The organism is Gluconobacter sp. Dm-73, from assembly GCF_018256215.1.
GTDB classification, from domain to species: domain Bacteria; phylum Pseudomonadota; class Alphaproteobacteria; order Acetobacterales; family Acetobacteraceae; genus Gluconobacter; species Gluconobacter cadivus.
The window spans coordinates 296,839-309,289 of record NZ_JAERLW010000003.1 but is presented as its reverse complement, the minus strand read 5'-3'; the positions used below and the strand labels follow the sequence as shown (position 1 = coordinate 309,289).

13 protein-coding genes are annotated in these 12,451 nt (G+C 63.8%); 12 read left to right on the top strand and 1 reads right to left on the bottom strand.

Annotated features, from left to right (window positions below; all coding sequences use genetic code 11):
• Positions 1–2: 2 nt before the first annotated feature.
• Positions 3–821 carry a PadR family transcriptional regulator gene (locus tag JK176_RS04820; RefSeq protein ID WP_211586687.1) on the bottom strand — a complete coding sequence of 273 codons (819 nt, stop codon included), beginning with the start codon at positions 819–821 and terminating at the stop codon, positions 3–5.
• Positions 822–1,011: 190 nt separating this feature from the next.
• Here JK176_RS04820 and JK176_RS04815 point away from each other — a divergent pair, with 190 nt between their 5' ends.
• From JK176_RS04815 to JK176_RS04760, 12 genes are all read left to right on the top strand, one after another.
• Positions 1,012–1,707: a TVP38/TMEM64 family protein gene (locus JK176_RS04815; protein WP_249194197.1), complete on the top strand. Its 696-nt coding sequence runs from the start codon at positions 1,012–1,014 to the stop codon at positions 1,705–1,707.
• A gap of 52 nt (positions 1,708–1,759) precedes the next feature.
• A complete protein-coding gene (locus JK176_RS04810; RefSeq protein ID WP_211586685.1) occupies positions 1,760–3,028 on the top strand; it encodes a multidrug effflux MFS transporter in 1,269 nt (422 codons plus the stop codon).
• A gap of 13 nt (positions 3,029–3,041) precedes the next feature.
• Complete coding sequence (locus JK176_RS04805; protein WP_211586682.1) at positions 3,042–3,392, top strand: response regulator; 351 nt, start codon at positions 3,042–3,044, stop codon at positions 3,390–3,392.
• Positions 3,393–3,456: 64 nt separating this feature from the next.
• Positions 3,457–3,996 (top strand): adenine phosphoribosyltransferase, encoded by a 540-nt coding sequence (locus JK176_RS04800; protein WP_146861550.1) that lies wholly within the window; start codon positions 3,457–3,459, stop codon positions 3,994–3,996.
• An 11-nt stretch (positions 3,997–4,007) separates the two neighbouring features.
• Complete coding sequence (locus tag JK176_RS04795; RefSeq protein ID WP_211586680.1) at positions 4,008–4,838, top strand: NADPH-dependent oxidoreductase; 831 nt, start codon at positions 4,008–4,010, stop codon at positions 4,836–4,838.
• Between the two features lie 130 nt (positions 4,839–4,968).
• Positions 4,969–7,467 (top strand): ATP-dependent helicase HrpB, encoded by a 2,499-nt coding sequence (gene hrpB / locus JK176_RS04790; protein ID WP_211586848.1) that lies wholly within the window; start codon positions 4,969–4,971, stop codon positions 7,465–7,467.
• 75 nt (positions 7,468–7,542) lie between these two features.
• Positions 7,543–8,787, top strand: coding sequence for a S1C family serine protease (locus JK176_RS04785; RefSeq protein ID WP_211586678.1), 1,245 nt, complete (start codon positions 7,543–7,545; stop codon positions 8,785–8,787).
• Complete coding sequence (locus JK176_RS04780) at positions 8,780–8,989, top strand: hypothetical protein (protein WP_194267035.1); 210 nt, start codon at positions 8,780–8,782, stop codon at positions 8,987–8,989. Before JK176_RS04785 ends, JK176_RS04780 begins: the two co-directional genes overlap by 8 nt.
• Positions 8,990–9,090: 101 nt before the next feature.
• A complete protein-coding gene (locus tag JK176_RS04775; RefSeq protein WP_011252400.1) occupies positions 9,091–9,771 on the top strand; it encodes a response regulator transcription factor in 681 nt (226 codons plus the stop codon).
• A gap of 6 nt (positions 9,772–9,777) precedes the next feature.
• Positions 9,778–11,196: an ATP-binding protein gene (locus JK176_RS04770; RefSeq protein WP_211586675.1), complete on the top strand. Its 1,419-nt coding sequence runs from the start codon at positions 9,778–9,780 to the stop codon at positions 11,194–11,196.
• Positions 11,197–11,254: 58 nt separating this feature from the next.
• The gene (locus JK176_RS04765) at positions 11,255–11,599 is read left to right on the top strand and encodes a hypothetical protein (RefSeq protein ID WP_194261166.1); all 345 of its coding nucleotides are present in this window, start codon (positions 11,255–11,257) and stop codon (positions 11,597–11,599) included.
• A gap of 73 nt (positions 11,600–11,672) precedes the next feature.
• Positions 11,673–12,410: an SIMPL domain-containing protein gene (locus tag JK176_RS04760; protein WP_211575122.1), complete on the top strand. Its 738-nt coding sequence runs from the start codon at positions 11,673–11,675 to the stop codon at positions 12,408–12,410.
• Positions 12,411–12,451: the final 41 nt, after the last annotated feature.

Genomic DNA, 12,451 nt, shown 5'->3' with positions numbered 1-12,451 from the left:
CCTTATTCGTCCGATGTCTTTTGATCGGAAGCCGGGTTTGCGATCTCTGCTGCCGCACGGTTGAGGATCGCCACGATCCGCCGCAGTTCGTCTGCACCCGCGCCTCGGCGGGATTTCAGAGCGGATTTCAGGGCAAAACGCGCATCGTGAAAAGCCTGCCCCAGTGTGGGATCAAGGTCGTTGACGCCAGTGAAAGCCTCGCGGACATCCGCCATGCGGGCGCCGATGCGGCTCAGGACGTCGAGGATGCGGGCTGCTTCCTCACTGCGGGCCTCGTGGTGGTCTTTTCCCTCGTCTGTCAGGCTGTAGAGCTTGCGGTTGCCTTCCTGCGCGACGGCGGCGAGGCCGGCTTCTTCTAGATAGGTGAGAGAGGGATAGATCACGCCGGGGCTGGGCTTGTAGAATCCGCCCGACCGCTCTTCGAGGCGCCGGATCAGCTCATAGCCGTGGGCAGGAGCTTCCGCGAGCAAAGCCAGAATAACGAGCTGAAGCTCATCGGCCGTCAGCTTGCGACCGCGTGTGAAGTCTTCGCCGCCGAGATCGCCGCCAAAGCCTCTTCCGAAGCGCCCGCCAAAACGTCCACCTCCCATGCCGCCGCCCATCCCGCCACCACGGCCGCCATGCCGGTGTCCGAAGCCGCCTTCGCCGCGGCCCATGCCCTGGTGACGAGCGCCCCGATTTTCGCCGCCTCGGCTGTCACTGTTGCGACCCTCTTTCTGGTCGTCGCCTTCCGCGACGGGGCGGCCCCTGCCGAAGAAACCGCCGCGGTGATGATGGCCATGACGGTCCGTGTTGAAAAAATCCATTTTACGTCTGAACATGATGTTCTCCTATTCGATATATCGAACGATATAGTATCTTACGATATATCTTCAAGAGGAAAATGTGGCCGGATGATTTTTTCGGATGCCCATTCTTCAAAGGTGGGTGCGCCAGCATGAACACGTGTTTACGGTCCGGCCCATAGCCGCGGCGGCCTGCTGCTGGTATCGGGCAGGAATGGGTAGCCCGATGTCTCTCCCCCCCGATCCGGACCTGCGCCGCACATTGCGGCAGATCGTGCCGTGGCGTGCCGCGCTGACGATCGGCGCGATGCTGGTGCTGGTGGCAGCACTCCAGCGGCTGCCGTTCATTCATCATCTGCTGGAAAACGCTCCGCACTGGCATGAGACGCCGGGCGCGCCGCTGTGGTTTCTGTTGCTGGCTGTGCCCTACAGCGCGTGCGGTCTGCCGCGTCAGGCGCTGTGCGTGGCGGCAGGCCTCGCCTTTGGATTATGGGGCGGGCTTGTCCTGTGTTCGCTGGCCTATATGCTGGGGGCGGTTCTGGCGTATGGCTGGGCGCGGGTTCTGGCCCCGGCGGCGTTCCGGGCGCGGCTGCATGACAGGCTGGAAGCAGATTATGCCGCCCTGGCCCGCACGCTCCATGCAAAGCCCTTTCGGGCTGTGCTGACGCTGCGGCTGATGCCGGTGGGGTCCGCCCTGCTGGTTTCGACGGCGGCGGGGCTGTTCGAGCTGCCGCTGCTGCCGTTCTCGGTTGCGACGTTTCTGGGCGGATTACCGCAGACGCTGATTTTCGTTCTGGTCGGCTCCGGGACGCGGATCGGGCATGTCCTTCAGTTGGGGCTTGCGGGAATCCTATTCGTCGTGTCGGGTGTGCTGGGCGCTGTCCTGCTGCGTCAGCATGGCCGGGAACATAATGCACCCTGACCACGCTATCAGAACCATCAATCCGCAACCTGAAGTGAACAGGCAGACGCGCATGACAGACCAGACCATGAGATTCAGACGGGGAGATTCCCTGCCCGCATGGCTTCCGGTTCTGCTGGGAATTTTCACGGCTGTCGGGCCGGTTTCGACGGATGTCTATCTTCCGGCTCTCCCCGAAATGGAGCGCCAGCTTCACACCTCACCCGGTGCGGGCAGTGCGACCATGGCGGCCTGGGTGATCGGGCTGGCCATCGGGCAGATCAGCATCGGCCCGATCTCGGACCGCTTTGGTCGTCGCTGGCCGCTGCTGATCGGGATGCTGGGCTATACGCTGGGTGAAATCGGCTGCGCGATGGCGCCCAGCATGACGTTTCTGTGCATCTGCCGCGTCTTTTCCGCCATTATGGCGTCCGCCGGGCTCGTGGTGCCGAATGCGTGCATCCGCGATCTGACGGAAGGGGATGAGTCGTCAAAAATGATGTCCCGGCTGATCGTCATTCAGGGCACCGTGCCGATCCTCGCGCCCATGCTGGGCGGTTTTGCGCTGAAATTCGTGGACTGGCGCATGATCTTCTGGGCCACGGCCGTCTATGGCGGGCTCTGTACCCTTCTGCTGATGACGGTCTTTCCAGAAACGCTCGCTCCACAGGACCGCCGGGATCTACGCCCGATCTCCATCATCGAACGCTACACCTATATTCTGCGGACCCGCAGCTTCATCACGAATGGTCTGGTCTGGAGTTTTCTAGGCTTCGTAACCTTCACCTACCTGACCGCAGCCCCCATGCTGTTCGAGGACGTGTTCGGGATGTCGCCCTTCCATTACGGCATGCTGTTCGGGCTGTTCGCGATCTGCATGATCGGGGCGTCTGCCATCAACGGGCAGCTTGTGGGGCGCGTCAGTACGGGCAGGATGCTGTTTTCCGCGCTGGGTGTCAGTCTGGCGGGCTGTGCGGTCCTGCTTCTGCTGGCGCTGGTGTCGAACTACGATCTCGACGCGCAGGGCCATATCAAGGCGATGTTCCTGTGGCCGCTCATCATCGCCCTTCTCATCACCATGGCCCCCACGGGCGTTATCGGGCCCAATTCTATGGTGGGTGCGCTGTCCGAACAGTCCGATCGCGCCGGTTCGGCCTCGGCATTGGCGGGCACGATGCAGTATCTTTTTGGCGCTGTGGCGAGCGCACTGTTCGGGCTGATGCCGTCCGGGACGGCCGTTCCGATGGCGCTTTTCATGGCGTTTGCTTTCGTTGCCGCGATGGGCTTCGCCCTGCTGCGGCCCCGCCTGCCGGTCATTGCAGAACCTCCGCGCCATTCCTGAGGAAACATCCGTCATGAAAGCTCTGCTTGTCGAAGATGACGCCGCCATTGCGCTGGTGGTCGAGACGGTTCTCCAGCGGGAAGGCTGGAGTGTCCGGCATGTGCTGGACGGGGAGGCCGCGCTGGAGGGGAAGGACGCCCCTGATCTTCTGGTGACGGATCTCAACCTGCCGGGATCGCATAACGGGCTGGAGATCGCGCATCTGCTGCGCGAGCGTCATCCGCAGATGGCCGTCGTGCTCATGTCCGGCGATTATGAAGACCGTGACACGGCCCCGCATGGTATGGCTGTTCTGCCCAAACCGTTCCGCAGGGCCGGGCTTCTGGCTGCCATCGAACAGGCGGCAGCCGTGATCCGGACTTGAGTTGGGGGGGAGACTCCCCTACATGCCGCGCTGTTTGCCATGACCAGATGAAAGCCGTGCCACCATGTCGTTTCAGGATCCCCAGCCGCTCGATCTCAAGAGTTACATCCGCGAAATTCCGGATTTTCCGAAGCCGGGCATCCTGTTCTATGACATCTCGACGCTGATCCGCTCGCCCGACGCCTGGCAGGTCGCCACCGCCCGTCTGGCCCGTGCGATCGCCGCCTGGCAGCCCGATATGCTGGCCGGAATCGAGAGCCGCGGCTTCCTGACCGCCGCTCCGCTCGCGCTGCGTCTGGGCTGTGGTTTTACGATGCTGCGTAAGCCGGGCAAGCTGCCGGGCAAGACCATTTCCCTGAAATACGGCCTCGAATACGGCGAAGACGAGCTGCACATTCAGGCAGACGCCATCAAGCCGGGCCAGCGCGTCGTGGTGCTGGACGATCTGCTGGCGACGGGTGGCACGCTCGCTGCCTCTATCGATCTGCTGCGCAAGGTGGGCGCGGAAGTCGTGGGTGCATCCGTGCTGATCGAGCTTGCGGATCTGAAAGGCCGTGACAAACTGGACGTTCCGCTGAACGCTCTGATGACGTACGACGAATAAGGGAACACGATATGTCGGGCACCTCTTCCGAACGGATTTCCGCACTGTGGCAGACACGGTACCGCACGTCGGCGCCGGAAACCCTGCCGGACAATGCGGTGCTCGACCTGCTGCTGTCGCACCATTCGGTCCGGGCCTATCTGCCGGATGCCCTGCCTGAAGGCACGCTGGAAGCCGGAATTGCGGCGGCGTCCTCGGCTGCGACCTCCAGCAATCTTCAGGTCTGGTCCGTCGTTGCCGTCGAAAACCCGGAAACGCGGGCAAAGTTGGCTGAACTGTGCGGTGGCCAGAAGCATATCGAAGTCGCGCCTCTGTTCCTCGCATGGATCGTGGATCTGTCCCGGCTGGAGCGGATCGCAGAGCGGGCAGGGACGGGACACGAAGCGCTCGACTATGAAGAAATCTTCCTCATGGCGACGCTCGATACCGGTATTGCGGCCCAGAATGCCGTGACCGCGTTCGAATCCCTCGGACTGGGTACGGTCTATATCGGCGGCTTGCGGAACCATCCCGAAGAAGTTGCACGCCTCCTGTCCCTGCCGCCGCGGTCTGTTGCGGTTGTGGGGCTGTGTGTCGGGCAACCCGATCCCGCAGCCCAGAACGGCCACAAACCGCGTCTGGGTCAGGACGTGGTCCTGCATCGCGAGCGCTACAGCATCGAAAACGAACCCGCAGGCATCGCGGCCTATGACCGGATCGCGGACGACTACCAGAAAGAACAGGGCCTGACGTCGCGCGCCTGGTCGGAAACGGTCGCCAAACGTGTGGACAGCTTCAAGGGCCTGAGCGGACGGCACGTCATGCGCACAGTGCTGCACAAACTCGGCTTCCCATTGCGGTAAGAAGATACAGAGAAAAGTTTTTGGGTTCCGCCTTTTTTTAAAAAGGCGGAGAGCGTCGAAGCTTTTTGAAAAAAGCTTCACCAAAAACTTTTAAACTGCTGGCTGGTGTTGCCGGTGCGGGGGCTGCGTTCTGACCTTCATTCTTCCTCCCGAACTTCCCGTTACGGCGATTCTGCCGGAGCTTCTGGCGACGTTGCAGACGCAGCCCAACGCCGTTCTCGTCGCGCCTCCGGGTGCGGGCAAGACGACGCTGACGCCGCTCGCCCTTCTGGATGCACCGTGGCTCGGCACGCAGCGTCTGATCCTCGTGGAGCCACGTCGCGTGGCGGTGCGTGGGGCGGCCTCGCGCATGGCGTCGTCGCTGGGTGAGAAGCCGGGCGGGATCGTGGGGTTCCGCACGCGCACTGATTCCGCCATGTCCGTCAGAACGCGCATCGAAGTCGTGACCGAGGGTTTGCTCCTGCGCCGTCTGCTGACCGATCCGCTGCTGGATGGTGTGGGCGCGGTGCTGTTCGATGAAGTGCATGAGCGCTCGCTGGATCTGGATGCGGCATTGGCGTTCTGTCTGGACATGCAGCGCGAAATGCGGCCCGATCTGCGGATTCTGGCCATGTCGGCCACACCGGATGGCCGCGCGTTCACGACGCTGATGAACGCCCCGCTGATCGAGAGCGAAGGCCGCCAGTTCCCCATCGACATCCGCCATACCCGCGACATTCCCCATATGCGGGACCTGCCCGAAGCCTGTGCCCGCGCGATCCGTCAGGCGCTGGCGGAAGAAGACGGCGACATTCTCGCGTTCCTGCCCGGCGTCGGTGAAATCCGCCGCACTCAGGCGCTGCTGGACGGTACGGTTCCGGTCTTCCCGCTGCACGGCGAACAGACGACCGAAGATCAGGATCGCGCCATTGCACCGTCCGACACGCGTCGCGTCGTGCTGGCGACGTCCATTGCCGAGACGTCCGTCACGGTCTCCGGTGTGCGGATTGTCGTGGATGGTGGCCTGCGACGGGCTCCGCGGCTGGATCCGAATACGGGCCTGTCGCGGCTGGAAACGCTGAAAATATCGCGTGCCACCGCTACCCAGCGCGCAGGCCGTGCGGGGCGGCAGTCTCCGGGCATTGCCATCCGCCTGTGGTCGGAGATGACGCAGCGCAGCCTGCGCCCGCAGGACGCGCCGGAAATTCTCGTGGCCGATCTGACGGATTTCGCGCTCGTCACCGCCGCCTGGCAGGAGGTCATGGGAACGGCTCCGGACAGCCTGCCGCTGTTGGACACGCCCCCTTCCGGCGTTCTGGCGGGCGGGCGCGAACTGCTGCGGGAACTCGGCGCGCTGGATGATGCCAACCGCATTACGGTGCTTGGCAAGCGCATGGCGTCCCTCGGCACGCATCCGCGTCTGGCCGCAATGCTGTGCGCGGCCCGGACCCTGCCTGAGCGCGTGACAGCAGCCTGTCTGGCGGCGTTGCTGGAAGAACGCGATCCGCTCCGTCCACGCCCGAACCGCCCTTCTGGCCCTGCGCCGGGCGCTGATATCCGCGTTCGCTTCGCCCTGTTCGAGCGCGATGACCCGCGCGCGGACCGGGCCAGCCTGTTCCATATGCGTCAGTCCGCCAAACGCTTCCTGCGTCGGATGGGAGAGCGGGACGTGCCGCTTATCCCGCTGCCGGATCATGCGGGCGCGCTGCTGGCCGCAGGTTTTCCGGATCGTGTGGCGCAGGCGGCGGGCGAGCTTGGACGTTTCCGTCTGGCAGGCGGAGGCAGTGCCCGCGTCTCAGCCAATGATCCGCTGGCCCGCGAGAAGCTGCTGGCCGGGGCGGCGTTCCATACGCGCACCTCAACGGAAATCACGCTCGCAGCCCCGCTGGATGCTGAAAACCTGCCCCAGACCCTTCTGGACCGGACCCGCGAGCAGGTCGAGACGACGCTGGACGGTACATCCGGCCGCATTATCGCCCGTCGTAGGCTCCGTCTGGGGGCGTTGGTCCTGCGTGACCGCAACGGCGAGATTAGCCCCGAGGAGGCGCAGAGCCTTCTCTTGCAGCAGATCGCCGCGACTCCGGCGCAGGCTCTGACATGGACGGAGGCCGGGCGTCAGTTTCAGGCCCGCGTGGCCCATGCCCGCGCGACCTATGCGCCGCATCTGCCGGATATGTCCGACGGCAGGCTGGCGGCGTCTCTGGAATGGCTGGAGCCATATCTTGCGGGATGTGACCGGCTCGCGCAGGTCAGGGCGCTGGACCTGCTGTCCATCCTGCGCGCGCGGCTGGACTATGCCGATTTGTCCACGCTGGACCGCAAGCTCCCGCCGCGTCTGACGCTGAAGGCCAGCACGCACGACATCGACTATACCGGCGCGGTTCCTACGGTTTCCGCCCGCGCGCAGGCCTTTTACGGGACGGCCCGGACGCCGGAACTCGCGGATGGACAGTTGGCCCTGCAATGCGCGCTGCTGTCTCCCGCCGGGCGTCCGCAGGCGATCACGGCGGATCTGGAAGGCTTCTGGAAAGGCAGCTGGGCCGATATGCGCCGGGACATGCGGGGGCGTTATCCGCGCCATGACTGGCCTGAGGACCCCGCAACGGCAGAGCCGCCAAAACCGCGTTCGAAATCTCAGCAGGGGCGCTGAATCGTCAGGATCTTGGGATGTGGAACAATTCTGTGTTAGCAGATTCGGTATGACGATGTTCTTGTCCTGTTTCCCATGAACCGCACCCTGCAGGCTGCTGCGATCGGTGCCGGAACGGCCACTGTGGTGACGGTGGGGCTGATGCTGGCCCTGCGCGGTCATGGCAACAGCCCGCAGAGCGTTGCACATCCCGTGGAACAGCCGCAGAAGTCGGCTCCCGCGCCGAAACTGCTCCCGACCATCATTCCCGACCGCACCGTCGCAGGCGAAAACACGGACGCGCATGGCATCCCCACACAGCCCGCCGTCGTCCCGGCTCCGGCCCCCGCTTTGCCGCCGCTTCTGGTTAAATATGGCCCCTTAAGTTTCGCCCCGCTGGTGCGGCAGGTGATCCCGGCCGTCGTCAACATCGCCATCACCCAGAACAGCCCCGACGGCCACGATCATATTCCGCCCCAGATCCGCGGCACCCCGCTGGAAAAGCGCTACCGGGACCGGATGAAACGCCAGCAGGAAGAAATGGTCGGCGCGGGATCGGGCTTCATCGTCGATCCGTCCGGGATCATCGTGACCAACCGCCATGTCGTGGGCGGGGCGGACAAGGTCGTGGTCTCTCTGTCCAACGGGCATGAAATGCCAGCGCGCCTGCTGGGGGCCGATCCACTGACGGATATTGCCGTCATCAAGGTCGATAGTCCCGAGCCGCTTCCGCATGTCACTTGGGGCGACAGCCAGCAGACCGATATCGGGGACTGGATTCTTGTTGCGGGCAATCCGTTCGGGTTCGGATCGTCCGTTACGGCGGGGATTGTCTCGGCGGTCGGGCGCGATCTGGGGATCGGGTCGCTTGACGACTTCATTCAGCTTGATGCTCCGATCAATCCCGGCAATTCAGGTGGCCCGGCCTTCAACATGCGCGGGCAGGTCGTGGCCGTGAATGCCGCCATCGTAACGCCTGCGGGCGGGTCTGTGGGGATCGGCTTCGGCATTCCGTCCGAAATCGTGGCCCCGATCGTCGCGGAAATCGAGGCGACGGGCCATGCCGAGCATGGCTGGCTCGGCATTACGCTCGATGATGGCGACACGGCGATCGGGATTGCCGGTGTCGATAATGGTGGCCCGGCCCAGAAAGGCGGCCTTCGGCGGGGCGATATCGTGACGCAGGTGGACAATGTTCCCGTCACCAGCGCGCGGATGCTTCTGCGGAGTATCGCGGCGGCGCGTCCGGGTGTAGTCCTGAGTTTCCGCATCCGGCGCGGCAAACAGTCCCTGACGCTGCCTATCCATATCGGTCCGCGTCCGCAGGATGCGGATGACTGAGCCATCTCGCAGTTCAGTCAGTCTGTGGGCTCTGGTCCTGATGGCCGGGCTTGCCGGGTGCAGTGCCGTGCCGCCGTCGCGGGGGCAGAGCGGTTATCGCGACGGGCTTTCGGAGGCTTCCCCATTCTCATGGGGCCCGATCAGCGCCTCATCCCTGCGAGACGCGCAGCAGGATGCGTTTGACAACGCAATTCCCCGCTAGGCAGTCTGTTCTGTAACAACGGCGTTTGACGGCGCCCTTCAAGCCGGTATTCTTTCTGGCAAGGAACGGCGAGACTGCGTTCGGAAGGAAGAGAGACAACGATGCGTATCCTGCTGGTCGAGGATGATCCGACGGTCCGTGCTTTCGTGCTCAAGGGGCTTCGGGAAGCCGGGCATGTCGTTGACGAGGCGGATAACGGCAAGGACGGCCTGTTTCTGGCCGTCAGTGAGAACTATGACGTCGTGATCCTGGACCGGATGCTGCCGGGTGGCATCGACGGTCTGCGGATTCTCGAAACCCTGCGTGGTCAGAAGAATGCAACGCCGGTCCTGCTGCTGTCGGCGCTGGCGGATGTGGACGAGCGCGTTGCGGGCCTCAAGGCCGGCGGCGACGACTACATGACCAAACCCTTCGCCTTCTCCGAACTTTTGGCGCGTGTCGAGGCGCTGGGCCGTCGTGGCCGCCCCGAAAGCGCGCCGCAGACGCGGCTGGTCGTGGGTGATCTGGAGATGGATCTGCTGTCGCGGACCGTCAAACGGGGCGGCGAGAAGATTGATCTTCAGCCGCGCGAGTTCCGCCTTCTGGAGTTCCTGATCCGCCATGCGGGACAGGTCGTGACCCGCACCATGCTGCTCGAGCGCGTCTGGGACTATCATTTCGACCCGCAGACCAACGTGATCGACGTGCATGTCTCGCGCCTGCGCCAGAAGGTGGACAAGCCGTTCGACAAGCCGATGATCCACACGATCCGCAATGCGGGCTACATCCTGCGGGCGGACTGATTGGGAATGCTCCTGCGTAAGGTCCGCTGTTTCTGGCTGCTCCTGAAACGGCGCCTGCGCTGGCCGGTCCGTTCGGCCGGGCTGAACTTTGCTCTGGCCTATGGACTGGTGTTCGTGATTTCGGCCGGGGCGTTCCTGTCCTTCATCTGGTGGAACACGACCGGGCAGCTCGACCGTCAGGTAGAACTGGCGGTGCAGGTCGATGCGGCTGATCTCTCCCATCGCTGGACGCAGGGTGGGCCGCCCGCGCTCAGCCTCGCCATTCAGGACCGGCTGGACCAGAATGTCGATGATGACGAGCTCTATCTTCTGGTCGGTCCTGATGGTCGTAAATATGCCGGAAACCTGCCCGGATGGCCGGTCGTCATCAGCCAGATGGACCAGTTTTATGAGCTGGCCATCAAGCGCGACGGCTTTCGCACTAATGCCAAGATGCACGCCTATGCCCTGACGCAGGGCTTCCGGATGATCGTGGGGCGCGATGTCCGTGGGCGTCCGCTCGTCCGGCGTGTGCTGACCGATACGCTGATCTGGGCCTGGGTCATGGTGTCGCTTCTGGCGGCAGGCGGGGCGCTGGCGATCCGCAGGATCTTCCGGCAGGTCGTCCGCTCCATCGCGCGCACGACGGCGGCGGTGGCGCAGGGCGATCTGAGCCAGCGCATCCCTTTGACGGGCAACGAAACCGATCTGGTGGCCCAGACCGTCAACACCATGCTGGAGCGGATCAACCGCCTGATGGACGGCGTCAAACAGGTTTCCAACGCCATTGCCCACGACCTGCGAACCCCTATCGCCCGTGCTCGCGCCCGTCTTGAAGACGCCAACCGCACCGCCACCTCTGCCGAGGAACTTCACGCCGCGATCGACCGCGCGGTTATGGATCTCGACAGGGTGACGTCGATTTTCGAGGCTCTGCTGCGAATCGCACAGCTTGAGGCGGGGGCGAGACGGGCGGCTTTCACGATTCTGGATGTGCGCTCCCTTCTGGAAGGGCTGAGCGAGCTTTATGAGGCGTCCGTCGAGGATGCCGGATTACGACTTGTCTTCAGGGCCGGGACCGTGCGGCCCGTGAATGGCGATCCGCATCTGCTGCAACAGGCCGTCGCCAATCTGCTGGACAACGCCATCAAGTTCGCACCGCCCGACACGGCCATTACCCTGTCGGTGGACATGCGGGATGATCGGCTGGCCATTACCGTTGCGGATCAGGGGCCGGGAATGAGCGAGGACGATCTTGGCCGCGCTTCCGAGCGCTTTTTCCGTGCCGAAGCGGCTCGCAATACGCCGGGGGCCGGGCTTGGCCTGTCGCTTGTCCAGGCTGTCATGAGCCTGCATGGCGGTGCGCTTGAACTGAAAAACGGGGATCAGGGTCTTTCCGCGACACTGCTTCTGCCGGTTGTGGCGCCTGCTTTGAAAGCTGGATGACGGAAGTTTCATGCCAGCCCCACTCTGCGCTTAGCTGGAATGGGTTAGACAGTCCTGAATGCGCCTTTCCCTCCCTTCGCCGGTGATCCTCCCGGCTTTCTGTCTGCTCGGCTGTCTGGCCGCGTCGCCGGTCCTGCATCCGGCGCAGCACCAGCCGTCCGGCCGGTCGGACGATGCGATTTCGGTCACGTCCGAAACGGCGGAATACTGCGCCCGGCTACGTAAAAGCGTGGATGCAGAACTGGCCGCTCCTTCCGGGGCGATTGCATTGGGGATGATGGAAGATGCGCGTCATTTGCGTGCGCAGGGAAACCTGCTGTGCACACAGGGGCATGTCCGGGCAGGGATCGAACGCCTGCGTCGGGCGTTGGTCCTGCTGAAACATGCTCCCGAGCCGCGCTGACGAGCCGCGCTAACGCGTCTGGCTGCCGGTCTTTTCGGAGCGTTCCACACGATACCTGCCTTCAGGAGATCCGATGACCCGTCTTTCCTCCCTGATCCGGCCAGCCCCGCTTCTGGTGGCCGCTCTGGCTGTGTCTCCGCTTCCCCTTTCCGGGATGTTCTCCACAGCACAGGCCGCTGACATGCCCCAGACGACAACCCAAGCCACAACCCAGCTTGATTTCAACGTGACCGGTACTGCCCATGCCGCGCCAACGGAACTGACGATCCGCCTGTCCGTCCGCGCCGACAGCCCGTCTGCCGCGACGGCGCAGAAGGACGTAAACACCCGGATGGCCGCAGCCCTCAAACTCGCGGGCGGTCAGGCGGGAATCGAAGCAAAGGCGGGGGGATACTCCATTTACGAGAACACGCCCGAGCACGCGCCGAAAAGCTGGACGGCCCAACAGGAGCTTGAGTTAAGCGGCAAGGATTCCGTGCAGCTTCTCGCTCTGGCCGGGCAGCTCCAGTCGCAGTCTCTGATGCTGGAGGGGATGGACTGGTCCTTGGACGATGCCACCCGCGAACAGCTTCTCAAAGATGCCCGGACGGCGGCTCTCAAACAGGTCCGCGACCAGGCGGAGCAGAGCGCACAGACGCTCGGTCTGCACCTTGTGCGTCTGAGTGAAATCCGTATTTCCTCGCAGGAGCCGGGTCCGCGCCCTGTCATGCTCATGGCGGCCCGTATGGCCGATTCCGCGCCCCCGCAGCGCAGCCCTGATGAACAGACTGTCCGTGTGAATGTTTTCGTCAAGGCAGAGCTGTCGCAGTAATGGCTTGTCTGCCGGTAGGGCATTTGTCAGGGCGTAAAAGA

Bases quoted from the DNA above. Each gene is read 5' to 3' on its own strand.
- JK176_RS04820 (WP_211586687.1), bottom strand. From the start codon at position 821: ATGTTCAGACGTAAAATGGATTTTTTCAACACGGACCGTCATGGCCAT.
- JK176_RS04815 (WP_249194197.1), top strand. From the start codon at position 1,012: ATGTCTCTCCCCCCCGATCCGGACCTGCGCCGCACATTGCGGCAGATC.
- JK176_RS04810 (WP_211586685.1), top strand. From the start codon at position 1,760: ATGACAGACCAGACCATGAGATTCAGACGGGGAGATTCCCTGCCCGCA.
- JK176_RS04805 (WP_211586682.1), top strand. From the start codon at position 3,042: ATGAAAGCTCTGCTTGTCGAAGATGACGCCGCCATTGCGCTGGTGGTC.
- JK176_RS04800 (WP_146861550.1), top strand. From the start codon at position 3,457: ATGTCGTTTCAGGATCCCCAGCCGCTCGATCTCAAGAGTTACATCCGC.
- JK176_RS04795 (WP_211586680.1), top strand. From the start codon at position 4,008: ATGTCGGGCACCTCTTCCGAACGGATTTCCGCACTGTGGCAGACACGG.
- JK176_RS04785 (WP_211586678.1), top strand. From the start codon at position 7,543: ATGAACCGCACCCTGCAGGCTGCTGCGATCGGTGCCGGAACGGCCACT.
- JK176_RS04780 (WP_194267035.1), top strand. From the start codon at position 8,780: ATGACTGAGCCATCTCGCAGTTCAGTCAGTCTGTGGGCTCTGGTCCTG.
- JK176_RS04775 (WP_011252400.1), top strand. From the start codon at position 9,091: ATGCGTATCCTGCTGGTCGAGGATGATCCGACGGTCCGTGCTTTCGTG.
- JK176_RS04770 (WP_211586675.1), top strand. From the start codon at position 9,778: ATGCTCCTGCGTAAGGTCCGCTGTTTCTGGCTGCTCCTGAAACGGCGC.
- JK176_RS04765 (WP_194261166.1), top strand. From the start codon at position 11,255: ATGCGCCTTTCCCTCCCTTCGCCGGTGATCCTCCCGGCTTTCTGTCTG.
- JK176_RS04760 (WP_211575122.1), top strand. From the start codon at position 11,673: ATGACCCGTCTTTCCTCCCTGATCCGGCCAGCCCCGCTTCTGGTGGCC.